The following is a 24341-nucleotide window of genomic DNA, read 5'->3' on the forward strand; positions in this document are numbered from 1 at the left end:
CGGCCAGCCGCCCACCGGTGGGTCGTGCTCAGGCGCGAGGCCCGGGCATCAGCGCTTGACCTGCGACCAGACCTTGCTGCGGATCTGCTCGGTCACGGCGTCGGGCATGGGCACGTAGTCGAGCTCGACCGCGGCGGCCTTGCCGTTCTTGAACGCCCAGTCGAAGAACTTGAGCACCTCGGCCGACTGCGCCTTGTCGGCCGGCTCCTTGTACATGAGGATGAACGAGGCGGTGCTGATGGGCCAGCTGTCCTTGCCCTTGGCGTTCACCATGGACACGCCCATGCCGGGCACGCTGAACCAGTCCACACCGGCCGCGGCGGCGGCGAAGGTCTTGTCGTCGGGCTGCACGAACTGGCCATCGGCGTTCTGCAGGGCCATGTGCGGGATGTTGTTCTTCTTGGCGTAGGCGTATTCCACGTAGCCGATGGCGCCGCGGGTGCGGCTCACGTTGGCGGCCACGCCTTCGTTGCCACGGCCGCCCACCGAGGTGGATGCGGGCCACTTCACGGCGGCGCCCTTGCCCACCGTGTCGGCCCAGTCTTTGCTGACCGTGCTCAGGTAGTCGGTGAAGTTGAAGGTCGTGCCCGAACCGTCGGCGCGGTGCACCACGGTGACGGGGGTGTTGGGGAAGGTCTTGCCGGGGTTGAGCGCGGCGATCTTGGGATCGTTCCAGGCGGTGATCTTGCCCAGGAACATCTCGGCCAGCACCGGGCCGCTGATGCGCACCGAGCCGGGCGCGAAGCCTTCGAGGTTGAACACGGGCACCGTGCCGCCGATGATGGCGGGGAACTGCACCATGCCGTCCTTGTCGAGGTCGGCGCCGCTCACGGGCGCGTCGGAAGCGCCGAAGGCCACGGTCTTGGCGCGGATCTGGCGCAGGCCGCCCGACGAACCGATCGACTGGTAGTTCAGACCCGTGCCGGTCTGGGCCTTGTACATCTCGGCCCACTTGGCATAGATCGGGAACGGGAAGGTCGCGCCGGCGCCGGTGATGTCGGCAGCGTGGGCCGAGCCCAGGGCGACGGTGGCCATCGCGGCGGCGGCCAGGGCCTTCAGAAGGGTGCGTTTGCTGTTCATGCGGGTCCTCGGATGTGCATGTGAAGGGGACAGGCGGGACTCTAGGCAAGCTGTGTGACAACCAAATGACACCGATCGCTTGTCACAAAAACCGCCGCCCGGGCGCCGCCCTGTACCGGCCGTGTCAGGGGCATGCGTCACAATCGCGGCCCGCGGCCAGCCCTCCGCACCACGGCCGCCATTTCTCCATGCAAAACGGAACCCTTCTCGCCGCCATCGACCTTGGCTCCAACAGCTTTCGTCTGGAGATCGGCCGCTACCACTCGGGCCATATCGAACGCGTCGAATACCTCAAGGAAACCGTGCGCCAGGGCAATGGCCTGGATGCCGAGAAAAACCTCAGCATGGCTGCCATGCAGCGCGGCTGGGAATGCCTGGCGCGCTTTGCCGAGCGCCTGCATGGCTTCAAGAAGCACCAGGTGCGCGCCGTGGCCACGCAGACGCTGCGCGAGGCGCGCAACCGCGACGAGTTCCTGCGCCGCGCCCAGGAGGTGCTGGGCTTTCCCATCGAGGTGGTCTCGGGCCACGAAGAGGCCCGCCTGATCTACCAGGGCGTGTCGCGGCTGCTGCCGCACTCCGACGAACGCCGCCTGGTGGTCGACATCGGCGGGCGCTCGACCGAGATGATCCTGGGCGTGGGCTACACGGCCGAAACGCTGGAGTCGTACCGGCTGGGCAGCGTGGCCTGGTCGACGCGCTACTTCCCGCGCGGGCAGTTCACGAGCGCGGCGCTCAAGACCGCCGAGGTCGCCGCCAAGGCCGTGCTCGACGAGGCGCTGGACCGCTTCCCGCCCACCCAGTGGCAGGTGGCTTACGGCTCCTCGGGTACCGTGGGCGCCATCGCCGACATGCTGGGCAGCAATGGCTGGGCCATGGGCCTGGTGACGCGGCCCGGGCTCGACTGGCTCACCGACCGCCTGCTCAAGGCCGGCCAGGTGGACAACCTGCGCCTGGACGGTCTCAAGGACGACCGCCGCCCGGTGCTTGCGGGCGGCCTGTCGGTGCTGCGCGCCATCTTCGACCTCTTCGGCATCGATCAGATGATGCCGGCCCAGGGCGCGCTGCGCCATGGCGCGCTCTACGACCTGATCGACCGCGAGAGCGACGGCGGCGACGTGCGCGAGCGCACGGTGCGCTGGCTCGCCCAGCGCTTCTCCGCCGACGAGGGCCAGGCGCGGCGCGTGGGCGAGGTGGCCAACGCGCTCTTCTCGCAGATCGCCGCGCCCGACGAGCGCGACGGCCGCTACTCGCAGAAGCTGGCCTGGGCGGCGCAGCTGCACGAGATCGGCACCCACATTTCGCACGAGCGCAGCCACCACCACGGCGCCTACATCCTCGACCACGTGGACGCACCGGGCTTTTCTCTGCGCGAGCTGCACCGCATGAGCCAGCTGGTGCTGGGCCAGCGCGGCAAGCTGCGCAAGCTCGAGGAGCCGCTGCAGGACGAGCTGTTCGCCAAGCAGCTGCTCTGCCTGCGGCTGGCGGTGCTGTTGTGCCATGCGCGCCAGATGCCCGAGCACCTGGACATGCGCCTGGGCTACAAGGCCGGCGCGTTCCGCCTGAGCACGCCGCCGGGCTGGGCCAAGCGCTACCCGCAGTCGGCCTGGCTGCTGGGTGAAGAGGTGCTGGCCTGGCAGAAAACCACCTGGAAGTTCACCGCCGACATCCGCTGAGCCGCCCGCCGGGCCGGTTTTCGGTGTTCGTATAAACCGTTTATACGGTTTATACTGCGCGCCCCTGCAACTGCCCGGAGTGCCGCATGGCCCACGCCGTCGACAAGAACGCCGCCAAGAAGCCCAAGCTGGTGCGCGACAGCTTCACCATTCCCAAGAACGAGTTCGCTGCCATCGATGCGCTCAAGGCGCGCGCGATCTCGCTCGGCCTGAGCGTGAAGAAAAGCGAGCTGCTGCGCGCCGGCCTGATGGTGCTGCAAGGCCTGAACGACGCGGCTTACAAGGCGGCCCTGGCGGCCGTGCCCACGCTCAAGACCGGCCGCCCGGCGAGCGAGAAGCCGGCCAAAGCCGAGCCGGCGAAAAAGAAGGCGGCGGTGAAACCCGCGGCCAAGCCCGCCACCCAGCCTGCGGCCCAGCCCGCCGCGAAACCCGCCGCGAAACCCGCCGCGAAACCCGCCGCGAAACCCGCCGCGAAACCCGCCGCGAAACCCGCCGCGAAACCCGCTGCGAAACCCGCTGCAAAGGCGTCCAAGCCCGCGCCCCGGAAAGCCGCCGCGCCGCGCAAGGCGGCCTGAGCCTTCAGAGCATCTCGGGGGTCTGCACCGTGACGATCACGGTCTGCCCCTGCCCCGCGCGGTCGCGGTGGCGCAGCCACCAGACCGCGCCCTTCTTCACCGAACACTCGGCCTGCGACAGCGACAGCAGCCGCGCGATCACGCGGCCCAGCGTGGGCTGATGGCCCACCACCACCACGGGCGAGCGCCCCGCGGGCCATTGCACCAGCGACAGCAGCGCCTCGGCCCCGGCCTCGGGCGCGATCGCCTCGCTGGTCTTGAAGCGCCGCCCCAGGGCCAGCGCGGTCTGCTCGCAGCGCGTGGCCGGGCTGCACCAGATGCGCGCGCCTTCGGGCAGTTGCCGGTCGAGCCAGGCGCCCATGCGCGCCGCCTGTTTCTCGCCCCGCGCAGTGAGGCGGCGCGCGAGGTCCTGGGCGTCGCCAGGCTGGCTATTGGCCGGGTCGGGGTGCTCCTGGGCCTCGGCGTGGCGCCACAGGATCAGGTCGGTCCCGCGCGCCGGCATGTCGGCCTCATCCCTTGTGGCCATAGCGGTGCATCAGGCTGCTTTGAGCCGATTGCGCGTGCGTGCGGCCGCGCCCGCCGGCCGCTCCCGCAGGCACGTAGCGGCCGTCGGGCTGCAGCAGCCAGGCATCGCGCGTGTCCTGCAGGTAGGCGATCAGGCATTCGTCGATCACCCGCTGTCGCAACGCCGGGTCGGTCACCGGCCAGGCGAGCTCCACGCGCCGCAGCATGTTGCGGTTCATCCAGTCGGCGCTCGACAGCCAGACCTCTTCGGTCTGGCCGACCCGGAAATGGAACACGCGCGAGTGTTCGAGCAGGCGGCCGATCACCGAGCGCACGCGCACGTTGTCGGTGAAGCCCGGCACGCCCGCAGGCAGCACGCAAGCGCCGCGCACGATCAGGTCGATCTTCACGCCCTGCTGCGAGGCCGCAGCCAGCGCGCGCGCGAGCGCTTCGTCGGTGAGCGCGTTCATCTTGAGCGTCACGCGCGCCTCCTCGCCGCGCGCGGCCGCCTCGCCCGCGGCGGCGAGCTTGTCGAGCAGGGCCTTGTGCAGCAGGAACGGCGCCATCAGCGCCTGGTTGAGCCGGCCCAGCCGGTTCTGGCTCGCCAGGTGCAGGAAGATCTGGTCGACGTCGGCGGTGAGCGTCTCGTCGGCCGTGAGCATGCTGAGGTCGGTGTAGACGCGCGCCGTGCCCGGGTTGTAGTTGCCGGTGGACAGGTGCGCGTAGCGGCGCAGGCCCGTGGCCTCGCGGCGCGTGATGAGCAGCATCTTGGCGTGGGTCTTCAGGCCCACCACGCCGTAGACCACCTGCGCCCCCACCGATTCGAGCCGCTCGGCGTAGTTGATGTTGGCCTCTTCGTCGAAGCGGGCCTTGAGCTCGACCACGGCGGTCACTTCCTTGCCGCGGCGCACGGCCTCGCGCAGCAGGTCCATGAGCTCGCTCTTGGCGCCGGTGCGGTAGATGGTCTGCTTGATCGCGAGCACGTCCGGGTCTTCGACCGCTTCGCGCAGGAAGGACAGCACCGCGTCGAAGCTCTCGTAGGGCTGGTGGATCAGCACGTCGCCCTGCTGCAGCCGCTCGAAGAACGACTGACCCGGCGTGAGCTGCTGGGGCCAGCCTGGCAGGTAGGGCTCGAAGCGCAGCTCGGGCGCGTCGATCTTGTCGATGAGCTGGTTGAGCCGCACCAGGTTGACCGGGCCGGGCACGCGGTACAGGCTGGCCTCGGGCAGGCCGAACTGCTCGAGCAGGAAGTCGGACAGGAATTCGGACGCACCGGCCGACACCTCGAGCCGCAGCGCCTGGCCGTAGTGGCGCTGCTGCAGCCCCTTGCGCAGCGCGGTGCGCAGGTTCTTCACCTCTTCCTCGTCCACCGCGAGGTCCGAATGGCGCGTGACGCGGAACTGCGAGAACTCGGTGACCTGGCGGCCCGGGAACAGGTCGCCCAGGTGGGTGCGGATCAGGCTGGAGATGGACACGAAGTGCACCTGCCGCGAACCCTTGACCGAGGGCAGCCGGAAGAAGCGCGGCAGGATGCGCGGCACCTTCACGATCGCGATCTCGTTTTCGCGGCCGAAGGCGTCCTTGCCCGAGAGCCGCACGATGAAGTTGAGCGACTTGTTGGCCACCTGCGGGAACGGGTGCGCGGGGTCCAGGCCCACGGGCATGAGCAGCGGTTGCACCTCGTTGGCGAAGATCTCGCGCACGTGGCGGCGCTGGCGCGCGTTGCGCTCGCTGTGCGCCACGATCTTGATGCCCTTCTTCTCGAGCGCGGGCAGCACCTCGTCGTTGTAGATCGCGTACTGCTGGGACACGAGCTCGTGCACGCGGGCCGACAGGGCCTGGAAGGTCTCGGCGGTGTAGAGGCCGCGGGTCTCGTTGATGCGCGCGGCCGCGAGCTGCGGCGCCATGCGCACCTCGAAGAACTCGTCGAGGTTGCTCGAGACGATGCTCAGGTAGCGCAGGCGCTCGAGCACGGGCACGTCGGTTCGACGCGCCCAGTCCATCACGCGCTCGTTGAAGGCAAGGATGCTGAGGTCGCGGTCGAGCAGCGGGAACCTGGGGGCAGTCGGGTGGCCGGTCATGCCTGCATTATCTTGAAAGGTGTGGCCGCGGCAGTCGCGTCGGTGCGCCGATCGAGCCGGTGCAGCTCGTGCACGAAACGCTCGGCCGCGCGCGGCCACGCGAAGCGCAGCGCACCGGCGCGCGCCTCGTGGCGGCCAATGCGCAGCGCCTCGTGCCAGGCCTCGCGCAGGTCGTCGTGCAGGGCGGCGGCGCGGGTCTGGCCGATGAGCTGCAGCAGCACCTCGGTGGGATAGGCCGCGACCGGCGTGCCACAGGCCAGCGCTTCGAGCACGGTGGCCGGCGGTTCCTCGCCGCGCCCGGGGTGCACCAGCACGTCGGCCGAGGCGTACACGGCGGCCAGCGCGGTGCGCGGCAGAAAGCCCAGCCAGTGCACGTTGGGGTAGCGCTGGCGCAGGGCCGGCTGGTCGGGGCCGGCGCCGCACACCAGTTTGCAGCCCGGCACGTCCAGGCGCAGAAAGTCTTCGACCCGCTGATCCAGTGCCACGGTCCCCACGTACAGGCTCACGGGGTGCGCGAGCGGGCCGAGCGGTCCGTGGGGCTGGCGGCTGGAGCTGCCGCGCGCTGGCGCGAACAGGCGCGTGTCCACGCCCGCCACCCAGGCGCGCGCCTGCGCCAGGCCGGCCGCCTGCAGCGCGTCGGCCTGGGCCTGGCTGCCCGCGAGCACGCGCTGCGCCGGCCGGTGGAAGTGGCGCAGCAGGGCCGCGGTCCAGGGCGCCGGCAGCCGCAGGCCGCGCCGCAGGCGCTGCGGCAGCCGCAGCCACCACGCGCTGGTGAAGCCCCAGCCCTGCGCCAGGCAGATGCGGCGTGCGGCCCAGCCCAGCGGCCCCTCGGTGGCGATGTGGATGGCGTCGGGCGCGGCCTCGCGCATCAGGCGCAGCAGCGCACGGCCCGGCAGCAGCGCGAGGTCCATGCCCAGCCAGCCCGGGCCGGCGCGGTGGCGGAACAGGCCCGGGTGCAGCACCTGCGGCTCGTGGCCGTCGGCCTGCAGCTGGCGCACCAGCTCGGCCAGCGCCATGACCAGGCCGTGCGTGTGGGGCGTCCAGGCGTCGGTGACGATCAGGATCTTCATCGCCACCCCCGCGATCAGGCGCTCATTTCCGGCAGGCGTTGCGCCCCGGCCGGGGCCACCAGACCAGGCAAGGCGCCGGGCGCCCAGTGCACCAGTTCGAGCCGACCGTCGAGGTGCTCGACCAAGGCCGACAGGCTCTCCACCCAGTCGCCGTCATTGCAGTACAGCGTGCCGTCGATGGTGCGCATCTCGGGCCGGTGGATGTGGCCGCAGACCACACCCTGGTAGCCGCGCGAGCGCGCTTCGGCGGCCACGGCGCGCTCGAAGTCCATCACGTAGTTCAGCGCCTTCTTCACCTTGTGCTTGAGGTACTGCGACAGCGACCAGTACGGCAGGCCCATGCGGGCGCGCAGCGAATTGAGGTGGCGGTTCATGCGCAGCAGGAACTCGTAGGCGTTGTCGCCCAGGTAGGCCAGCCACTTGGCGCACTGGATCACGCCGTCGAAGTGGTCGCCGTGCACCACCCAGAGCCGGCGGCCGTCGGCCGTGACGTGCACCGCCTCGTTCGCCACTTCGATGCCGCCGAAGTGGTGGCCGTCGAACTGGCGCGCGAATTCGTCGTGGTTGCCCGGCACGAACACCACGCGGCAGCCCTTGCGCGAGCGCCGCAGCAGCTTTTGCACCACGTCGTTGTGGGCCTGCGGCCAGAACCATTTGCGGCGCAGTTGCCAGCCATCGATGATGTCGCCGACCAGGTACAGCGTTTCGCTCGGGTGCTGCTTGAGGAACTCGAGCAGTTCCACGGCCTGGCAGCCCGCGGTGCCCAGGTGCAGGTCCGAAATGAACACGGCCCGGTAGCGCGCACGCTCCGGGCCGTCGGGGGTGCCGTCGTCGGCGTCGGCGTCGGTGGCCAGGGGCACCGGCGCGGCCGGCGTGCCCTCGCGCAGGCTGGCACGCGCCGCCCAGCCGCCCATCAGGTCGAAGGCCGAGCGCATCAGCCGCCCCCCAGCAGGTGTTTGCGGTGGTGCGGCGCGAGGTCTTGCAGGCGCATCACCAGTGGCAGGTCGGCGACGTTGAAGTCCGGGTCCCAGGCGGGCGGGCCCATCACCTTCGCGCCGAGCCGCAGATAGCCCTTGACCAGCGCCGGGGGCTGCACACCGGGCGCGGGGTCGATGCGGTCGATCGGCAGCGGCAGGCGCGGTCGCACCTGCCAGTCGATCGGGGCCAGCGTGTCCTGGCGCAGGCGCTGCCACAGGCCCGCGGCGTAGCGGCCGTCCTGGTGCATGGGCACGCTCGCGCAACCGATCATCACGTCGAGCCCGTTGCGCTGCATGAAGCCGCCGAGTGCGCTCCACAGCGCGAGGATCACGCCGCCCTTGCGGTGATCGGGGTGCACGCAGCTGCGGCCCAGCTCGACCATGCGATCGCGCACCTGGCGCAGCCGCGTGAGGTCGAACTCGGTGTCGCTGTAGGTGCTGCCCACGCGGCGCGCCTGCGCTGGCGTGAGCACGCGGTAGGTGCCGATGACTTCGTCGCCGCCGGCCTGGGTGACCAGCAGGTGCTCGCAGTAATCGTCGAACAGGTCGATGTCGTGGCCGGGCAGCGGGCTGCGCAGGCGCGCGCCCATCTCGCCCGCGAACACCGCGTGGCGCAGGCGCTGGGCCGCGCGCACTTCGTCGAGGTGGCGGGCCCACCGCACCGACCAGGGGGCAGCGGCCGTTGCGGGCACCGGCGTCGCCAGGGGCCGGTGGTGAAGGTGCAGCATGGGGGGGGTGTCCATGGCCTTTCATGCTCGGTGCCGGCCATGACCGGCCCGTGGCCACGGCATGAAGCTTTGATGACACACGGCGCTCCCGCCACGGCGCACGCGCCTGACACAATGCGGCCCGTGACCACGCCACTGACCCTTTTGCCCCACCCGCTGTCACCGCTGATCCCGTTGCTGCTGACGGTGGAATGCCGGCCCGAGCCGCGCGAGCTGGTGCTGCATTACCGGCTGCGCGGCGACATGCGCCTGCTGCGCTGGCCGGCACCGCGCGGCGGCCGCGCCGACGGCCTGTGGCAGCACACCTGCTTCGAGGCCTTTGTCGCCGCCGAGGGGGTGTCCGCGTACCACGAGTTCAATTTCGCGCCTTCGGGCCAGTGGGCGCACTACGCCTTTCGCGCCGAACGCGAACGCGACAGCGACCCCGATGCCGCCCCGCCGCCCCTGATCGACCGCCAGGACCAGGCCGACGGAATGGACCTGATCGCGGTGATCGACCGCCGCGCCCTGCCCCACGGCCCCTGGCAGATCGGGCTGAGCGCCGTGCTCGAAGACACGCTCGGCCGCCTCGCGCACCTGGCGCTGCGCCACCCCGGGGACAAACCCGATTTCCACGACCGCGCGGGCTGGACCTTGCACCTGCCCGCGGGCTGACCCTTGCCGCCCACAGAACCCATGCAGATCGGACTCGAACGACTGGTGGCCGATGCCACCCTGCGCGCCCCCCTCGCGGGCCGGCGCGTGGCCCTGCTCGCCCACCCCGCCTCGGTCACGCGCGGCCTCACGCACGCGCTGGATGCGCTCGCGGCCCTGCCCGAGGTGAAGCTCAGCGCGGCCTTCGGCCCGCAGCACGGCCTGCGCGGCGACAAGCAGGACAACATGGTGGAGTCGCCCGACTTCACCGACCCGCGGCTGGGCATTCCGGTGTTCAGCCTGTATGGCGAGGTGCGCCGGCCCACCGACGCCATGATGGACAGCTTCGACGTGCTGCTGGTGGACCTGCAGGACCTGGGCTGCCGCATCTACACCTTCATCACCACGCTGCGCTACGTGCTCGAAGCGGCCGCGAAGCATGGCAAAGCGGTCTGGGTGCTCGACCGCCCCAACCCCGCGGGCCGCCCGGTCGAGGGCTTCACGCTGCGCGAGGGCTGGGAAAGCTTCGTGGGTGCGGGCCCCATGCCCATGCGCCACGGCCTGACCATGGGCGAGCTCGGCCACTGGTTCATGGCCACGCTGGGGCTGGACCTGGACTACCGCGTGATCCCCATGCAGGGTTGGCAGCCCGAGGCCGCGCCCGGCTTCGGCTGGCCGCTGGGCGAGCGCAGCTGGGTCAACCCGAGCCCGAACGCCCCCAACCTCTCCATGGCGCGCGCTTACGCGGGCACGGTGATGCTCGAAGGCACCACGCTCAGCGAAGGCCGCGGCACCACGCGCCCGCTCGAGCTGTTCGGCGCGCCCGATCTCGACATCCCCCGCCTGCTGCGCGACATGCACGCGCTGGCCCCGCAATGGCTGCGCGGCTGCGTGTTGCGCGAATGCTGGTTCGAGCCCACCTTCCACAAGCACGTGGGCCGGCTCTGCGCGGGCGTGCAGATCCACGTCGAAGACCCGGCGCACTACGACCACGCGGCCTTCCAGCCCTGGCGGCTGCAGACCCTGGCCTTCCGCGCCATCCGCCTGCAACGGCCCGACTACCCGCTGTGGCGCGACTTTCCCTACGAGTACGAGCGCGACCGTCTGGCGATCGACCTCATCAACGGCAGCCCGCTGCTGCGCGAGTGGGTGGACGATGTGACGGCCGCGCCCGAGGACTTCGACCACGCCGTGCGCGCAGACGAAGCCGCCTGGCTGGAAGCGCGCCGGCCGCACCTGCTCTACTGAGCGGCGGCGCGGCGGCCGCGCCTCGGCTCAGAGCCACTTCTGCAGGAACTGGGCGGTGCCCATGGCCGGATCGAGCTGGTAACCCGCGAAGCCGATGCGCTCGTAGAGCCGCATCGCCGGCCGGTTGCCCGAGAGCACCTCGAGCGTGAGCTTGCACGCGCCGCGCCGGCGCGCCTCCTGCTCGACCGCGCGCAGCATCTGTTCGGCAATGCCGCGGCCGCGGTGGCTTGCGAGCACGGCCACGTCGTGCACGTTCACCAGCGGCCGGCCTTTGGAGGTGGAGAAGCCTATCAGGCGGTGCGCAGCGTGTCGGCCAGGCGCTCGGCGCAGCGCTGGGCCATCGCGGCATCGCGCGCTTCCACCATCACGCGCACCAGCGGTTCGGTGCCGCTCGCGCGGATCAGCACGCGGCCGCTGTCGCCGAGCTCGGCTTCCACCGCCTGGGTTTCACTCGCCAGTCGCGCATTGGTTTTCCAGTCCTGGCCGGGCTGCAGACGCACGTTGATCAGCGTCTGCGGGAACAGGGTCACGTCGGCCAGCAGTTGCGCCAGGCTCTTGCCGCTGTCCACGCAGGCGTGCAGCACCTGCAGCGCCGAGACCAGGCCGTCACCGGTGGTGTGGCGGTCGAGCACCAGCAGGTGGCCCGAACCTTCGCCGCCGAGCAGCCAGCCGCGTTTGTCGAGCTCTTCGAGCACATAGCGGTCGCCGACCTTGGCGCGCACGAACTGCACGCCGCGTGCTTTCAGCGCCACCTCCACCGCCATGTTGGTCATGAGCGTGCCCACCACGCCGGGCACGTCTTCGTCGCGCGCCAGGCGGTCCATGGTCATGAGGTAAAGCAGTTCGTCGCCGTTGTAGAGCCGGCCCTGGCGGTCGGTCATCTGCAGGCGGTCGGCATCACCGTCGAGCGCGATGCCATAGTCGGCGCCGTGTTGCTTCACCGCATCGATCAGCGCCTCGGGGTGGGTCGCACCCACGCCGGCGTTGATGTTGAGGCCGTCGGGCGTGCAGCCGATCTTCACCACCTCGGCGCCGAGTTCGTGGAACACCGAGGGCGCGATGTGGTACGCCGCGCCGTTCGCGCCGTCGACCACGATCTTGAGCCCGCGCAGGCTCAGGTTGTGCGAGCAGGTGCTCTTGCAGAACTCGATGTAGCGGCCCGCCGCGTCGTCGAGCCGGCGCGACTTGCCGAGTTCGGCCGCGGGCACCCACACGGGCGGCTCGTCGAGCGCGGCCTCCACATCGAGTTCCCACTGGTCGGGCAGCTTGGTGCCCTTGGCGCTGAAGAACTTGATGCCGTTGTCGGCGAAAGGGTTGTGGCTGGCCGAGATCACCACGCCCAGGCTGGCGCGCTGCGCGCGCGTGAGGTAGGCCACGGCCGGCGTGGGCACGGGGCCCAGCAGCACCACGTCGACCCCGGCCGAGTTGAAGCCCGATTCGAGCGCGGCCTCGAGCATGTAGCCCGAAATGCGCGTGTCCTTGCCGATCAGCACCGTGGGGTGGGCCTGCTGGCGCTTGAGCACGCGGCCGACCGCATGGGCCAGGCGCAGCACGAAATCGGGGGTGATGGGCGCCTGGCCGACGGTGCCTCGGATGCCGTCGGTGCCGAAATACTGGCGGGCCATGGGTGCTTCTCCTCGCGGGTGTTTTGTGTGACGCGCGGATTATCGGGGCGCGGCACCCGGCTTCAACGCGCGGCGCGCCAGACCTTCAACGCTTCGACGGTTTCGCGGACATCGTGCACACGCACCACGTGCGCGCCCCGGTCCACGGCCAGCACAGCCGCGGTCACGCTGGCGTGCACGCGCGCGGCCGGCGTTTCGATGCCCGTGACCGCGCCCAGCGAGGATTTGCGCGACCAGCCGGCCAGCAGCGCGAAGCCGTCGTCGAGCAGTTCGCGCTGGCGCGCGAGCAGGCTGAAGTTCTGCGCCACGGTCTTGCCGAAGCCCACGCCCGGGTCGAACACGATGCGCTCGCGCGCCACGCCCAGGGCCTGCAGCGCCTGCGCGCGCTCGCGCAGGAAGCTGCGCACGGCGGGCAGCACGTCGCCGTCCATGGGCGCCACCTGCATGGTCTGCGGGTCGCGGTACATGTGCATGAGGCACACGCCCGCGCGTGGGTGGGCCGCCACCACCGCCAGCGCGTCACCGCGGCGCAGGGCCCAGATGTCGTTGACGATGTCGGCGCCCAGGTCGAGGACGGCGCGCATCACCTCGGGCTTGTAGGTGTCCACCGACACCGGCACCCCGAGCTTCACGGCCTCGCGCACCACGGGCAGCACGCGCGCCAGTTCTTCGTCGAGCGGCACCGCGGGGCTGCCCGGGCGCGTGGATTCGCCGCCGATGTCCAGGATGTGTGCGCCCTGTGCGAGCAGCGCCTCGGCATGGGCCAGCGCGGCCGCGGTGCCGGCATGGCGGCCACCGTCCGAGAACGAGTCGGGCGTGACGTTGACGATGCCCATCACCTGGGGCTCGCTCAGGTCGATGTCGAAACGGGTGGTGGTCCAGCGCATGGGAGGCCTCTGAAATGGCAACGGGGCCCGAAGGCCCCGAATGGCAAGGGGGCCGAAGGCCCCATTGAGGTGGGTCGCGCGGATCAGGCCGCGTTCGGTGCCGCGTCGGGCGACACGGCGGGCGTGCCGCCGCTGCCACCGCCACCCACGGGGTTGCGGGGCGTCCAGTCCTTGGGCGGGCGCGGCGGCTTGCCGGCCATGATGTCGTCGAGCTGTTCGCCGTCGATGGTTTCCCATTCGAGCAGGGCCTTGGCCATGGCGTGCATCTTGTCGCTGTGCTCCTCGATCAGGCGGCGCGCCTCGGCGTACTGCTCGTCGATGATGCGGCGCACCTCGGCGTCGACCTTCTGCATCGTCTGCTCGGAGATGTTGGTGGTCTTGGTGACCGAGCGGCCCAGGAAGACCTCGCCCTCGTTTTCGGCGTAGACCATGGGGCCCAGCGCGTCGGTCATGCCGTAGCGCATCACCATGTCGCGCGCGATGTGCGTGGCGCGCTCGAAGTCGTTGCTGGCGCCGGTGGTCATCTGGTTCATGAACACCTCTTCCGCGATGCGGCCGCCGAACAGCATGCTGATCTGGTTGAGCATGTACTCGCGGTCGTAGCTGTAGCGGTCTTTCTCGGGCAGGCTCATGGTCACGCCCAGCGCGCGGCCGCGCGGGATGATGGTGACCTTGTGCACCGGGTCGCACTTGGGCAGCAGCTTGCCGATCAGGGCGTGGCCCGCCTCGTGATAGGCGGTGTTTCGGCGCTCTTCCTCGGGCATGACCATGCTCTTGCGCTCGGGGCCCATGAGGATCTTGTCCTTGGCCTTCTCGAAGTCCTGCATTTCCACGGTGCGCGCGTTGCGGCGCGCGGCCATGAGCGCGGCCTCGTTGCAGAGGTTGGCCAGGTCGGCGCCGCTCATGCCCGGCGTGCCGCGCGCAATGATGGCGGCGTTCACGTCGGTGCCCAGCGGGATCTTGCGCATGTGCACGTTGAGGATCTGCTCGCGGCCGCGGATGTCGGGCAGCGTCACGTAGACTTGGCGGTCGAAGCGGCCCGGACGCAGCAGCGCGGCGTCGAGGATGTCGGGGCGGTTGGTGGCGGCCACCACGATCACGCCCAGGTTGGTCTCGAAGCCGTCCATCTCGACCAGCATCTGGTTGAGGGTCTGCTCGCGCTCGTCGTTGCCGCCGCCCAGGCCTGCGCCACGCTGGCGGCCCACGGCGTCGATCTCGTCGATGAAGATGATGCAGGGCGCGTTCTTCTTGGCGTTTTCGAACATGTCGCGCACGCGGGCCGCGCCCACGCCGACGAACATCTCCACGAAATCGGAGCCCGAAATGCTGAAGAACGGCACCTTGGCTTCGCCAGCGATGGACTTGGCCAGCAGCGTCTTGCCGGTGCCCGGGGGGCCGACCAGCAGCAGGCCGCGCGGAATGCGACCGCCCAGCTTCTGGAATTTCTGCGGGTCTTTCAGGAAGTCGACGACCTCCTTGACCTCTTCCTTGGCCTCGTCGCAGCCCGCGACGTCGGCGAAGGTGACGGTGTTGTTGTTCTCGTCGAGCATGCGCGCCTTGCTCTTGCCGAAGCTGAAGGCGCCGCCCTTGCCGCCGCCCTGCATCTGGCGCATGAAGTAGATCCAGACCCCGATCAGCAGCAGCATGGGGCCCCAGCTCACGAGCAGCGTCATGAGCAGCGAACCCTCTTCGCGCGGACGCACATCGAACTTCACGTCGTAGTGGATCAGGTCGCCCACCAGGCCGCGGTCGAGGTAGGTGGCGGTGGTGCGCACGCGGCGGTCGTCTTGCGTGACGGCCACGATCTCGGTGCCGCCCTGGCCTTCCTGGATGGTGGCGCTCTTGATCTGGCGCGCCTTGACCTGGTCAAGGAATTCGGAATAGCCGATGTAGCCGGCCCCTGCCGTGCTGCGACCGTCGAATTGCTTGAAGACGGTGAACAGCACCATGGCGATGACCATCCACACGGCAATTTTCGAGAACCACTGGTTGTTCAAAGAGAACTCCTAAGCACACGGGCGGTGCCAGCACAAACGCATATGCCGGGCATTCTAGGACTTTCAAGTGCCCCTCCTGCCCTGGCGTGACAAGGCAATGTCAATCGCCGGGTTAGCTTTTGTCACGACCCGGCTGCCAAACGGCTGGCCGGCGGGCCGTTTCAGGCCTTCAGACCGCGGCCCACCAGGAAGGTTTCCGCCGATTTGTCGCGGCTGGCCTTGGGTTTGACCGGCTTGACCACCCGGAAGGTGTCGCGAAACAGCGCCACCATGGGCTCGTAGGCCCCGCCGTGGAACAGCTTGACCACCAGCGCGCCCTCGGGTTTGAGCTGCTGGCGGGCGAAATCCACCGCGAGCTCGATCAGCAATTCGATGCGCGCGGCGTCGGTGTCGGCGATGCCCGAGAGGTTGGGCGCCATGTCGGACACCACCAGATCGAGCTTGCCGATGCCCTTGGCGGCCAGGGTGGCCTGCAGCCCGGCCAGCACGGCCTCTTCGCGGAAATCACCCTGGATGAAGTGCACGCCCTCGATCGGCTCCATGGGCAGCAGGTCGAGCGCCACGATGGTGCCATCGAGCTGACCAACGGCAGCGCCCTGCGGGCTCAGGCGCCGGCGCAGGTACTGGCTCCAGGCGCCCGGGGTGCTGCCCAGGTCGACGATGGCCATGCCGGGGCGCACCAGCCCCAGGCTCTCGTCGATCTCCTTGAGCTTGTAGGCCGCACGCGCGCGGTAGCCGTCTTTCTGGGCCTGGCGCACGTAGGGGTCGTTCACGTGCTCGTTGAGCCAGGCCTTGTTGACCTTCTTGCTCTGGGTTTGAACCTTGATGCCCATGGGGTCTCGGGTGTGGGTAGCCGATAATTCTCCCATGCCCGCCATCACCCTCACCCCCGCCCAACGCAAAGTCCACCGCGCCGAGGCCCACCACCTCGACCCCGTGGTCCACATCGGCAACGATGGCCTCACCCCCGCCGTGCAGAAAGAAGCCGACGCCGCGCTCAAGGCCCACGGCCTGATCAAGGTGCGCGTGCTCAGCGACGACCGTGCCCTGCGCGAGTCCATGCTCGAACAACTGGCCGACGCGCTCGACGCCGCGCCCATCCAGCACATCGGCAAGCTGCTGGTGCTGTGGCGCCCCATGCCCGAGAAGGAGCGTGCGCCCGACGAAGACCGCAAGCCCGGCCCCAAGGACGTCAAGGTGCTCAAGTTCGGCAAGCGCCCGGGCCAGAAGCCCGAGATCAAAGTCGTGCGCGTGCTGGGCAACCAGCGCCTCACCCCGGGTGGCCAGGTCAAGCGAGCCAAGGTGCGCCAGAAGAGCGTCAAGAAGTCCGGCCAGTGAGCGCGGACCTTTGGTCCGGCGCTTGAAACCCCCGCCCCAACCACCCATCTGAGCCGCCATGAACGTCCGCACCGATCCCAGCCAGCTCAACCCCCTGCTCGATTTCTCCGACCTGCCGCGCTTCGACGCCATCGCGCCCGAGCTGGTCGGCCCGGCAATCGACACCCTGCTGGACGAGGCCGACCGGGCCCTGCGGACCGCCACCGCCCCCGATTTCCCCGCCGACTGGGCCCGCCTGGCTGCCACGCTCGACGTCGCGACCGAGCGCCTCTCGCGCGCCTGGGGCGCGGTGAGCCATCTCAACAGCGTGGCCGATACACCGGCCCTGCGCGCCGCCTACAACGCGGCCCTGCCCAAAGTCACCGAGTTCTGGACCCGCCTGGGCGCCGACGAGCGCCTGTACGCCAAGTACAAGGCCATGGATCCCGGCACCCTCAATGCCGAACAGGTGCAGGCCCGGCGCAATGCGCTGCGCGGCTTCGTGCTCGGCGGCGCCGAGCTCAAGGGCGCCGACAAGGCGCGCTTCGCCGACATCCAGGAACGCTCGGCCGAGCTGGCGCAGAAGTTCAGCGAGAACGCGCTCGACGCCACCGATGCTTTCGCCATCTACGTGGGCGCCGACGAGCTCGCCGGCGTGCCCGACGACGTGCTGCAGGCCACGGCCGCGGCCGCGCGCGCCGACCAGCAACCCGGCCACAAGCTCACGCTCAAGATGCCGGTGTACCTGCCCGTGATGCAGTTCGCCCACAACAGCGCGCTGCGCGAGCGCCTGTACCGCGCCTACGTGACGCGCGCCAGCGAGCAGTCCGAGGCCAGGCAGTTCGACAACTCGGCCATCATGGTCGAGCTGCTCGCGCTGCGCCACGAAGAGGCGCAACTGCTCGGCCACCGCCACTTCGCCGACGTCTCGCTGGTGCCCAAGATGGCCGATTCGCCCGAGCAGGTGATCGCCTTCCTGCGCGACCTGGCACACAAGGCGCGCCCGTTCGCCGAGCGGGATCTGGCCGACATGCGCGACTTCGCGGCCAAGGAACTCGGCCTGGCCGATCCCCAGGCCTGGGACTGGCCCTACATCGGCGAGAAGCTCAAGGAAGCGCGCTATGCCTTCAGCGAGCAGGAGGTCAAGCCCTACTTCACCGCGCCCAAGGTGCTCGCAGGCCTGTTCCACATCGTCGAGACCCTGTTCGAGGTGGCCATCCGCAAGGACAGCGCACCCACCTGGCACCCGGGCGTGGAGTTCTACCGCATCGAGCGCGACGGCCGCCTGGTCGGCCAGTTCTACCTCGACCCCGGCGCGCGCACCGGCAAGCGCGGCGGCGCCTGGATGGACGACGTGCGTGCGCGCTGGCGCCGCCCCGACAACGGCGCCCTGCAGACGCCCGTGGCGCACCTGGTGTGCAACTTCGCCGAGGGCGTCGACGGCAAGCCCGCGCTGCTCACGCACGACGACGTCATCACCCTCTTCCACGAGTTCGGCCATGGCCTGCACCACATGCTCACGCAGGTCGAGGAGCGCGATGTCTCGGGCATCAGCGGCGTCGAATGGGACGCGGTGGAGCTGCCCAGCCAGTTCATGGAGAACTTCTGCTGGGAATGGGAGGTGCTGCGCCACATGACGGCCCACGTGGACACCGGCGCCCCGCTGCCGCGCTCGCTGTTCGACAAGATGCTCGCGGCCAAGAACTTCCAGAGCGGCCTGCAGACCCTGCGCCAGGTGGAGTTCGCGCTGTTCGACATGCTGCTGCACAGCCAGACGCCCCCGCCCGCCGACGGCGCGGCCATCATGGCCCTGCTCGACGCCGTGCGCCGCGAGGTGGCCGTGCTGCAGCCGCCGGCCTACAGCCGCACGCCGCACACATTCAGCCACATCTTCGCGGGCGGCTACTCGGCCGGCTACTACAGCTACAAGTGGGCCGAGGTGCTGAGCGCCGACGCCTACGCGGCCTTCGAGGAGGCCGCGCGGCAAAACGGCCACAGCACCCTGGACGTTGAAACCGGTCGCCGCTACCGCCGGTCGATTCTGGAAGCCGGGGGCAGCCGTCCTGCGATGGAATCGTTCACGGCCTTCCGTGGCCGCGAGCCGTCGATCGACGCCTTGCTGCGCCACCAGGGCATGGCCTGAGTCCCGCCACCCCCGTCCACCGACACCCATGAAGACCCGCACCGCGCTGTTCGTCGTCAGTTTGAGCCTGGGGGCCGCCCTGTCCGCCTCCGCCCAGGGCGTCTACCGCATCGTCGGGCCCGATGGCCGCGTGAGCTTCTCGGACCAGCCTCCGCCCGCCAACAACGGCAGCCGGCCCCAGGCCGTGACCCCGGGCGCTGCCGGCACCGGCGGCGGCGCACAACTCCCCTTCGAACTGCGTCAGACCGCCACGCGCTATCCGGTCGTGCTCTACACGGGCAAGGACTGCGCCCCGTGCAACAGCGGCCGCAACCTGCTCAACGCGCGCGGCATCCCCTACACCGAAAAAACCGTCACCACGGCAGAAGACGTGGAGGCGCTCAAGCGGCTGGCCGGCGAGGCCTCGCTGCCCCTGCTGTCGATCGGCTCGCAGCGGCTGCGCGGTTATTCCGACGCCGAATGGACGCAGTACCTGAACGCGGCCGGTTACCCGGCGCAGTCGGCGTTGCCACCCGGCTACCGCCGCGCGGCCCCCAGCCCGCTGGTCGACGTTGCGCCCGCGGCCGGCAATGCGGCCCCGTCGGGTGCCGCGCGCGGCAACGACAGCACGGCGCCCACCGCGCCGGCCGAGGTGCCCGTGACGCCCCCGCCGAGCAACCCGGCAGGCATCCGCTTCTGAGCCGGGCGCTCAGAAGCTGAGGGTGCGCACGCCCTCGGCCGTGCCCAGCAGGCACACACTGGCCTTCTGGTGCGCGAAAACGCCCACCGTGACCACACCGGGCCACTGGTTCACTTCGCTCTCGAAGCCCAGCGGGTCGCTGATCTTCAGGCCGGTCACGTCGACGATGTGCTGGCCGTTGTCGGTCACGAGGGGCACGCCGTCCTTCAGGCGCACGCGGGCCTGGCCGCCGAACGCCGCGAACTGGCGGATCACGCGCGCCGTGGCCATGGGGATCACCTCCACCGGCAGCGGGAACGCGCCCAGCGTGGCGACCAGCTTGGATTCGTCGGCGATGCACACGAAGCGGCGCGACTGGGCCGCGACGATCTTCTCGCGCGTGAGCGCGGCGCCGCCGCCCTTGATCATGTGGCCCTGGCCGTCGATCTCGTCGGCGCCATCGATGTAGACGCCGATGCTTTCGACCGCGTTGGCCTCGAGCACGGGAATGCCGATGGCCTTCAGGCGCGCGGTCGACGCCTCGGAGCTCGACACGGCGCCCGGCACGCGGTCCTTGAGGGTGGCGAGCGCCTCGATGAACTTGTTGACCGTGGAGCCCGTGCCCACGCCCACGATCTCGCCCGGCGTCACGTATTGCAGGGCCGCCTGGCCCACCAGGGCTTTGAGTTCGTCTTGGGTCATTTGCGAGAATTGCGGGTTGGTCTAAAGCTGCGGATTATCCGATGTCACTCCTTCCCTACGGCGCGGCGCGCCCCTTCCTCTTCGGCATGGACCCGGAGGCGGCCCACGAACTCACGCTGGGCGCGATCGCGCGGCTGCAGCATTCGCCGCTCACCTGCCTCTACAGCGAGCCGCGCGTGAACGATCCCTTCACGCTCGCGGGACTGGGCTTTCCCAACCGCGTGGGCCTGGCCGCCGGGCTCGACAAGAACGCGCGCTGCATCGACGGCCTGGCCGCCATGGGCTTCGGCTTCGTCGAGGTCGGCACGGTGACGCCCAAGGGCCAGCCGGGCAACCCGAAGCCGCGCATGTTCCGCATCCCCGAGCGCCAGGCGCTGATCAACCGCCTGGGCTTCAACAACGAAGGCCTGGACGCCTTCCTGGCCAACGTGCAGCGCGCGCGCTTTCGCGCCGAGCGCGGCGGCACGCCCATGCGCCTGGGTCTGAACATCGGCAAGAACGCGAGCACGCCGATCGAGCGCGCCACCGACGACTACCTGACCTGCCTCGACGGCGTCTACCCGCACGCCGACTACGTCACCGTCAACATCTCCAGCCCCAACACCCAGAACCTGCGCAGCCTGCAGAGCGACGCGGCGCTCGACGCGCTGCTGGGCGCGGTGATGGAGCGGCGCGAACAGCTCGCGCAGCGCCACGGCCGGCACATTCCGGTGTTCGTGAAGATCGCGCCCGATCTCGACGACGCGCAGATCGCGGTGATCGCGGCCACGCTCAAGCGCCACGGCTGCGGCAGCGACGGCAGCGCCACCGGCGCGCTGGGCGTGATCGGCACCAACACCACGCTCTCGCGTGAGGCCGTCAAGGGCCTGCGCCATGCCGGGGAAACCGGCGGCCTCTCGGGCGCGCCGGTGCTCGAAGCAAGCAACCGCGTGATCCGCGCGCTGCGCGCGGCGCTGGGCCCGGGCTTTCCCATCATCGGCGTGGGCGGTGTGTTGAGCGCCGACGACGCCGTGAGCAAGATCGCCGCGGGCGCGGACCTGGTGCAGATCTACACCGGCCTGATCTACCGCGGGCCGGCGCTGGTGCGCGAATCGGCGCAGGCGATCGCCGCGCTCAGGCGCTGAGGGTGCCGCCGGCTGGCGCCGGCCCAAGGCAAACGGATTGGTGGGGATCGGGGAGGAACCGCCCTGGCGGGGGATGGACACAGGACCGTGTCCGTCAACCGCAACGCCAGCGCCTTCCCATGGAAAAGAAAAGGGTGTCCATCGGCACGTACCGCCAACCCATTGCCACCCCGCACGCGCCCCGGCACCCCCCGCAAGAGCCGGCGCCGCCGGTTCGGCCCGAGCAGGGCTACGCGCTGCCGCCCCTGCCCCGGATCGACAAGCGAAAGAGCCTGAAGCGGTCTGAAGAACTCGACGGCCCACGCACGGTGTCGGTGCGCCCATCGCCCAGCGCCTCGCGCAACTCGAGTCCCGTCAAGACCGGTGTGACCAGCCCGCGCACCCCGCGACTTTCGAGCCTCAGGCAACGCCTGAGCGAGGTGTGGGAAACGGTGAGCCGATCCCCACGCGACGCATCCCGCGACGAGCCGGTCCACGGTGATGCCGCGCAACGCCGCGCCACCCGGGAGGCCGAAGATGCCGAACGCGCCACCTGGCCGCTCGGCGTGCAGATCGTGGCCTGCATCGACGAACTCAAGCCCACCGAGACCCTGCTTCGCAACGACAGCTGCACCTCGCGCGCCCTCAAGAGCCACTTTCTCGAACACATGCCCGCATCGCCCGAGGCGCTCGTGATCGAGGCCAGCCGATGTGGGGTGCCGGCGTGGCCGACCCTGGGGGGCGGCAGCAAACTGGACACGGCCGCACTGGCCGATGACCCCGCGAGGCTGGACGCCTTGTGCGAGCTGCTCGCGCGGAGCACCGCCCTCGCGGTCTCCTTCCTCGCGTCCCTGCAGCAAGGGCTCGACGGTCTGGGGCTGGGTGCCGCCCTGGCCGCCATGCAGCGGCGGTTTCCCGACCGCGAGGCCCACGCCAACGCCCGCGCACTCGGCAGCGCCCTCTTCTACCGGAACGTGCTGGCGCCGTTTTCCGATGCGTTCACCCAGGTGCAGCACCTGCCCCCGGACCAGCGCGCGCACCTGAGCTTCTGCAACCGGGTCATCCAGCAGGCGGTGAACGGCAAGGCACCCGAGGGGGACGCCAAGGCCCCGGTGCCGCTTCAAACGGCCATCCGGGCGGCCCACGAGGCCATCGGCGCGTGCCTGGCCGTGGGCGACTGACCGGGGTCGCCGAGTCAGCCCAGCGCGCGCAGCGGGTGCGCGAACGCGGGCCAGGGCGGCTCGAAGAAGGCCGCCACCCGTTCGGGGCTCACGTCCTCGATGCGGGCCGGATTCCACTGCGGGCTGTGGTCCTTGTCGACCGCGAGCGCGCGGATGCCTTCCACCGTTTCGCTCGCCGCGCCCGGGCGCAGGTGGAAGCAGCGGCGCACCAGGTTGCGTTCCATGCGCAGGTCGTCGGCCAGGCCCATGCCGCGCGCGCGGCGGATCTGCTCGAGCACCACGTGCAGCATCAGCGGCGATCGCTGGCGCAGCGTGGCCAGGGTATCGGCGGCCCAGGCGTCGCTGGCCGCGCCTTCGAGCGCCGCGACGATGGCGGGCACGCTGGCCTGCCCGAACGCGGCGTTCACTTGCGCCACCGGCCAGGGCGCCGCGGGCGCGGCGGTCTGCAGGTGGCTCTCGACCCAGCGCTGCACCGCCTCGCCGTTTTCGAACGGCGTGGTACCCAGGCTGGCCCAGAGGTTGGGCAGGCGCTGCGCCTCGATGTGCCCGTCGGCCAGGCCCGCGCTCAGCGCTTCGCGGCCCTGCAGCACGCGGCCCGTGAGCGCGAGGTACTCGCCCAGGTGGCCGCTGCAGCGGCTCAGGAAGTAGCCGCCGCCGACGTCCGGGAACAGGCCGATGTTGGTCTCGGGCATGGCGAGCTTGCTGCGCTCGGTGATCACACGCAGGCTCGCGCCCTGGCTGATGCCCATGCCTCCGCCCATGCAGATGCCGTCCATGAAGGCGATGTAGGGCTTGGGGTAGGTGTGGATCAGGTGGTTGAGCGCGTATTCCTCGGTGAAGAAGTCTTCGAGCTCGGGGTTGCCGGCCAGCGCGGCCTGGTGGAAGAAACGGATGTCGCCGCCCGCGCAGAAGGCGCCGAACGGGCCTTCCTTGTTGACACCGCGAATGGCCACCGCGATCACGCCCGGATCGTCGCGCCACGCGATCAGCGCGGCGCCGAGCGCGCGGATCATCTCGAGCGACAAGGCGTTGAGGGCCTTGGGGCGGTTGAGCGTGATCAGGCCGACACGGCCCTGGACTTCGACGATGACGGTGGGCTCGGGCGAGGACATGACCAATCTCTCCTGCGAAAAAACTCAGTCGGGTCGCTGGGGTGACGATTCCAGCGTCTGGATGCGGGGCGCGCCGCTGCGCGAACGCCAGCCCAGCAGTTCGTTGACGACCAGCGCACCGATCACCAGCGTGCCACCGAGCAGCACCTCGCGACCGGGCGATTCGCCCGCGCCCAGCCAGGCCAACAGGATGCCGAAGATCACTTCGAGCAGGGCCAGCAGCGAGACCTCGGGCGCCTTGAGCGAACGCGCGCAGACCACGGCCAGCGCGCAGGGAATGGCCAGCTGCACCAGGCCCAGCAGCGCGAGCCAGCCGATGTCGGCCGCGGTGGCGTTGAAGGGCAGCGCGAGCGGCAGCGTGAACAAGGAAGACACCAGCGCGCCGAGCAGCACCGAGGGCACGAGGTCGATCTTTTCGCCGTGGGTCTGGCTGCGCTGTACCACGGTCCAGTTGATCGCCGCGGCCGTCGGCACGCACAGCGCCGCGAGCGAGCCGGCCACCAGCGCGCCGGTGTCCACGGCCGCGTCGCCGAAGGCCTGCAGGAACTGGCTGCCGTACATGTAGACGATGCCCAGGCCCGCGGCCACGATGGCCGCCCAGGTGCGCAGCGCCAGGCGCTGGCCGAGCGTGAAACGCGCCACCAGCGCCGTGAGCAGCGGGCCCACCGACATGATGATGAGCACGTTGGCGACGGTGGTGAAGGTCAGCGCCAGCATGAAGGCGGTGAACATCACGCTCCAGCACAGGCCGCTGATCCAGAACGGGGTGGAGCCGGGCAGCACGCCCCAATGGCGGTGCAGCAGGCCCTCGCCCGCCTTGGGCACCAGCGCGCCGTTCGCGCGGTCGGCCGCGCGCCACAGCGGCAGGATCAGCAGCAGCGACAGCGCGGTGAAGGCGCTGCGCCAGAACGTGACCTCGAAACGCGCCGCCGATTCGAGCTGGCGCGACACCACGCCCGCGATCGACCACATGAGGGTGACCGCGACCATGAGCAGCACCGCCTGCGTGTGCGTCAGGCGGCTGAGCGCGCGAAACGGCATGGCGGG

At 70.2% G+C, this 24341-nt stretch carries 22 protein-coding genes and 1 pseudogene; 9 read left to right on the forward strand and 14 right to left on the reverse strand.

From position 1 onward, the window contains the following. Positions 1–48 precede the first annotated feature (48 nt). Positions 49–1080, reverse strand: a complete 1032-nt coding sequence (gene pstS / locus WDZ95_RS17205) for a phosphate ABC transporter substrate-binding protein PstS (protein ID WP_166226679.1) — start codon at positions 1078–1080, stop codon at positions 49–51. Positions 1081–1268: 188 nt separating this feature from the next. Between pstS and WDZ95_RS17210 the strand changes: the two genes are divergently transcribed. After that, on the forward strand, positions 1269–2753 hold the full coding sequence (locus tag WDZ95_RS17210; protein WP_425780204.1) for an exopolyphosphatase: 1485 nt from the start codon (positions 1269–1271) through the stop codon (positions 2751–2753). A gap of 86 nt (positions 2754–2839) precedes the next feature. Further along, the gene (locus tag WDZ95_RS17215; RefSeq protein ID WP_425780206.1) at positions 2840–3328 is read left to right on the forward strand and encodes a hypothetical protein; all 489 of its coding nucleotides are present in this window, start codon (positions 2840–2842) and stop codon (positions 3326–3328) included. Positions 3329–3332: 4 nt separating this feature from the next. Here WDZ95_RS17215 and WDZ95_RS17220 read toward each other — a convergent pair whose 3' ends face one another. From WDZ95_RS17220 to WDZ95_RS17240, 5 genes are read right to left on the reverse strand one after another with little or no spacing between them, the layout of a single operon-like run. Further along, entirely contained in the window at positions 3333–3830 is a 498-nt protein-coding gene (locus tag WDZ95_RS17220; RefSeq protein WP_425780208.1) for a SixA phosphatase family protein, read from the reverse strand. Between the two features lie 7 nt (positions 3831–3837). After that, complete coding sequence (gene ppk1 / locus WDZ95_RS17225) at positions 3838–5913, reverse strand: polyphosphate kinase 1 (RefSeq protein WP_425780210.1); 2076 nt, start codon at positions 5911–5913, stop codon at positions 3838–3840. After that, positions 5910–6983, reverse strand: a complete 1074-nt coding sequence (locus tag WDZ95_RS17230) for a glycosyltransferase (RefSeq protein WP_425780212.1) — start codon at positions 6981–6983, stop codon at positions 5910–5912. The genes ppk1 and WDZ95_RS17230 overlap by 4 nt, the downstream gene beginning before the upstream one ends. A 14-nt stretch (positions 6984–6997) precedes the next feature. Continuing rightward, positions 6998–7918 (reverse strand): UDP-2,3-diacylglucosamine diphosphatase, encoded by a 921-nt coding sequence (locus WDZ95_RS17235; protein WP_425780214.1) that lies wholly within the window; start codon positions 7916–7918, stop codon positions 6998–7000. Then, a complete protein-coding gene (locus WDZ95_RS17240) occupies positions 7918–8703 on the reverse strand; it encodes a GNAT family N-acetyltransferase (protein WP_425780216.1) in 786 nt (261 codons plus the stop codon). Before WDZ95_RS17240 ends, WDZ95_RS17235 begins: the two co-directional genes overlap by 1 nt. Positions 8704–8811: 108 nt before the next feature. Between WDZ95_RS17240 and WDZ95_RS17245 the strand changes: the two genes are divergently transcribed. After that, positions 8812–9342 (forward strand): DOMON-like domain-containing protein, encoded by a 531-nt coding sequence (locus WDZ95_RS17245; protein WP_425780218.1) that lies wholly within the window; start codon positions 8812–8814, stop codon positions 9340–9342. Between the two features lie 21 nt (positions 9343–9363). Beyond that, on the forward strand, positions 9364–10569 hold the full coding sequence (locus tag WDZ95_RS17250) for an exo-beta-N-acetylmuramidase NamZ family protein (RefSeq protein ID WP_425780220.1): 1206 nt from the start codon (positions 9364–9366) through the stop codon (positions 10567–10569). Between the two features lie 27 nt (positions 10570–10596). Here WDZ95_RS17250 and WDZ95_RS17255 read toward each other — a convergent pair. The 5 genes and pseudogenes from WDZ95_RS17255 to WDZ95_RS17275 all read right to left on the reverse strand — a co-directional run. Further along, positions 10597–10857: pseudogene (locus WDZ95_RS17255) on the reverse strand (GNAT family N-acetyltransferase); the annotation flags it as partial. A gap of 2 nt (positions 10858–10859) precedes the next feature. After that, positions 10860–12194, reverse strand: a complete 1335-nt coding sequence (gene glmM / locus WDZ95_RS17260; RefSeq protein WP_287469850.1) for a phosphoglucosamine mutase — start codon at positions 12192–12194, stop codon at positions 10860–10862. A gap of 62 nt (positions 12195–12256) precedes the next feature. After that, positions 12257–13081, reverse strand: a complete 825-nt coding sequence (folP, locus tag WDZ95_RS17265) for a dihydropteroate synthase (RefSeq protein WP_425780222.1) — start codon at positions 13079–13081, stop codon at positions 12257–12259. Between the two features lie 83 nt (positions 13082–13164). Beyond that, complete coding sequence (ftsH, locus tag WDZ95_RS17270; RefSeq protein ID WP_425780224.1) at positions 13165–15078, reverse strand: ATP-dependent zinc metalloprotease FtsH; 1914 nt, start codon at positions 15076–15078, stop codon at positions 13165–13167. Positions 15079–15239: 161 nt separating this feature from the next. After that, the gene (locus WDZ95_RS17275; protein WP_425780333.1) at positions 15240–15905 is read right to left on the reverse strand and encodes an RlmE family RNA methyltransferase; all 666 of its coding nucleotides are present in this window, start codon (positions 15903–15905) and stop codon (positions 15240–15242) included. A gap of 40 nt (positions 15906–15945) precedes the next feature. Here WDZ95_RS17275 and WDZ95_RS17280 point away from each other — a divergent pair, with 40 nt between their 5' ends. The 3 genes from WDZ95_RS17280 to WDZ95_RS17290 are packed head-to-tail and all read left to right on the forward strand — an operon-like array spanning position 15946 to position 19217. Further along, entirely contained in the window at positions 15946–16416 is a 471-nt protein-coding gene (locus tag WDZ95_RS17280) for a YhbY family RNA-binding protein (protein ID WP_425780226.1), read from the forward strand. A 58-nt stretch (positions 16417–16474) separates the two neighbouring features. Continuing rightward, positions 16475–18538, forward strand: a complete 2064-nt coding sequence (locus WDZ95_RS17285; RefSeq protein ID WP_425780228.1) for a M3 family metallopeptidase — start codon at positions 16475–16477, stop codon at positions 18536–18538. A gap of 28 nt (positions 18539–18566) precedes the next feature. Beyond that, positions 18567–19217, forward strand: coding sequence for a glutaredoxin family protein (locus tag WDZ95_RS17290; protein WP_425780230.1), 651 nt, complete (start codon positions 18567–18569; stop codon positions 19215–19217). Between the two features lie 9 nt (positions 19218–19226). Here the strand turns inward: WDZ95_RS17290 and rpiA are convergent, their stop codons facing one another. After that, a complete protein-coding gene (rpiA, locus tag WDZ95_RS17295; RefSeq protein ID WP_425780232.1) occupies positions 19227–19898 on the reverse strand; it encodes a ribose-5-phosphate isomerase RpiA in 672 nt (223 codons plus the stop codon). 41 nt (positions 19899–19939) lie between these two features. Here rpiA and WDZ95_RS17300 point away from each other — a divergent pair, with 41 nt between their 5' ends. Then, positions 19940–21022, forward strand: a complete 1083-nt coding sequence (locus WDZ95_RS17300; protein ID WP_166226695.1) for a quinone-dependent dihydroorotate dehydrogenase — start codon at positions 19940–19942, stop codon at positions 21020–21022. Between the two features lie 134 nt (positions 21023–21156). Beyond that, positions 21157–22182, forward strand: a complete 1026-nt coding sequence (locus WDZ95_RS17305; RefSeq protein ID WP_425780235.1) for a hypothetical protein — start codon at positions 21157–21159, stop codon at positions 22180–22182. A gap of 14 nt (positions 22183–22196) precedes the next feature. Here WDZ95_RS17305 and WDZ95_RS17310 read toward each other — a convergent pair whose 3' ends face one another. Further along, positions 22197–23294, reverse strand: coding sequence for an enoyl-CoA hydratase/isomerase family protein (locus tag WDZ95_RS17310; RefSeq protein WP_425780237.1), 1098 nt, complete (start codon positions 23292–23294; stop codon positions 22197–22199). Between the two features lie 24 nt (positions 23295–23318). Next, positions 23319–24335: a DMT family transporter gene (locus WDZ95_RS17315; protein WP_425780239.1), complete on the reverse strand. Its 1017-nt coding sequence runs from the start codon at positions 24333–24335 to the stop codon at positions 23319–23321. Positions 24336–24341 lie beyond the last annotated feature (6 nt).

It is taken from the genome of Hydrogenophaga sp. T2 (genome assembly GCF_049843535.1).
Classification (GTDB): Bacteria; Pseudomonadota; Gammaproteobacteria; order Burkholderiales; family Burkholderiaceae_C; genus Hydrogenophaga; species Hydrogenophaga crocea.

Excerpts from the sequence above, each read along its gene's own strand:
- pstS (WP_166226679.1), bottom strand. The coding sequence starts at position 1,080 with ATGAACAGCAAACGCACCCTTCTGAAGGCCCTGGCCGCCGCCGCGATG.
- WDZ95_RS17210 (WP_425780204.1), top strand. The coding sequence starts at position 1,269 with ATGCAAAACGGAACCCTTCTCGCCGCCATCGACCTTGGCTCCAACAGC.
- WDZ95_RS17215 (WP_425780206.1), top strand. The coding sequence starts at position 2,840 with ATGGCCCACGCCGTCGACAAGAACGCCGCCAAGAAGCCCAAGCTGGTG.
- WDZ95_RS17220 (WP_425780208.1), bottom strand. The coding sequence starts at position 3,830 with ATGCCGGCGCGCGGGACCGACCTGATCCTGTGGCGCCACGCCGAGGCC.
- ppk1 (WP_425780210.1), bottom strand. The coding sequence starts at position 5,913 with ATGACCGGCCACCCGACTGCCCCCAGGTTCCCGCTGCTCGACCGCGAC.
- WDZ95_RS17230 (WP_425780212.1), bottom strand. The coding sequence starts at position 6,983 with ATGAAGATCCTGATCGTCACCGACGCCTGGACGCCCCACACGCACGGC.
- WDZ95_RS17235 (WP_425780214.1), bottom strand. The coding sequence starts at position 7,918 with ATGCGCTCGGCCTTCGACCTGATGGGCGGCTGGGCGGCGCGTGCCAGC.
- WDZ95_RS17240 (WP_425780216.1), bottom strand. The coding sequence starts at position 8,703 with ATGGACACCCCCCCCATGCTGCACCTTCACCACCGGCCCCTGGCGACG.
- WDZ95_RS17250 (WP_425780220.1), top strand. The coding sequence starts at position 9,364 with ATGCAGATCGGACTCGAACGACTGGTGGCCGATGCCACCCTGCGCGCC.
- glmM (WP_287469850.1), bottom strand. The coding sequence starts at position 12,194 with ATGGCCCGCCAGTATTTCGGCACCGACGGCATCCGAGGCACCGTCGGC.
- folP (WP_425780222.1), bottom strand. The coding sequence starts at position 13,081 with ATGCGCTGGACCACCACCCGTTTCGACATCGACCTGAGCGAGCCCCAG.
- WDZ95_RS17280 (WP_425780226.1), top strand. The coding sequence starts at position 15,946 with ATGCCCGCCATCACCCTCACCCCCGCCCAACGCAAAGTCCACCGCGCC.
- WDZ95_RS17285 (WP_425780228.1), top strand. The coding sequence starts at position 16,475 with ATGAACGTCCGCACCGATCCCAGCCAGCTCAACCCCCTGCTCGATTTC.
- WDZ95_RS17290 (WP_425780230.1), top strand. The coding sequence starts at position 18,567 with ATGAAGACCCGCACCGCGCTGTTCGTCGTCAGTTTGAGCCTGGGGGCC.
- rpiA (WP_425780232.1), bottom strand. The coding sequence starts at position 19,898 with ATGACCCAAGACGAACTCAAAGCCCTGGTGGGCCAGGCGGCCCTGCAA.
- WDZ95_RS17300 (WP_166226695.1), top strand. The coding sequence starts at position 19,940 with ATGTCACTCCTTCCCTACGGCGCGGCGCGCCCCTTCCTCTTCGGCATG.
- WDZ95_RS17310 (WP_425780237.1), bottom strand. The coding sequence starts at position 23,294 with ATGTCCTCGCCCGAGCCCACCGTCATCGTCGAAGTCCAGGGCCGTGTC.
- WDZ95_RS17315 (WP_425780239.1), bottom strand. The coding sequence starts at position 24,335 with ATGCCGTTTCGCGCGCTCAGCCGCCTGACGCACACGCAGGCGGTGCTG.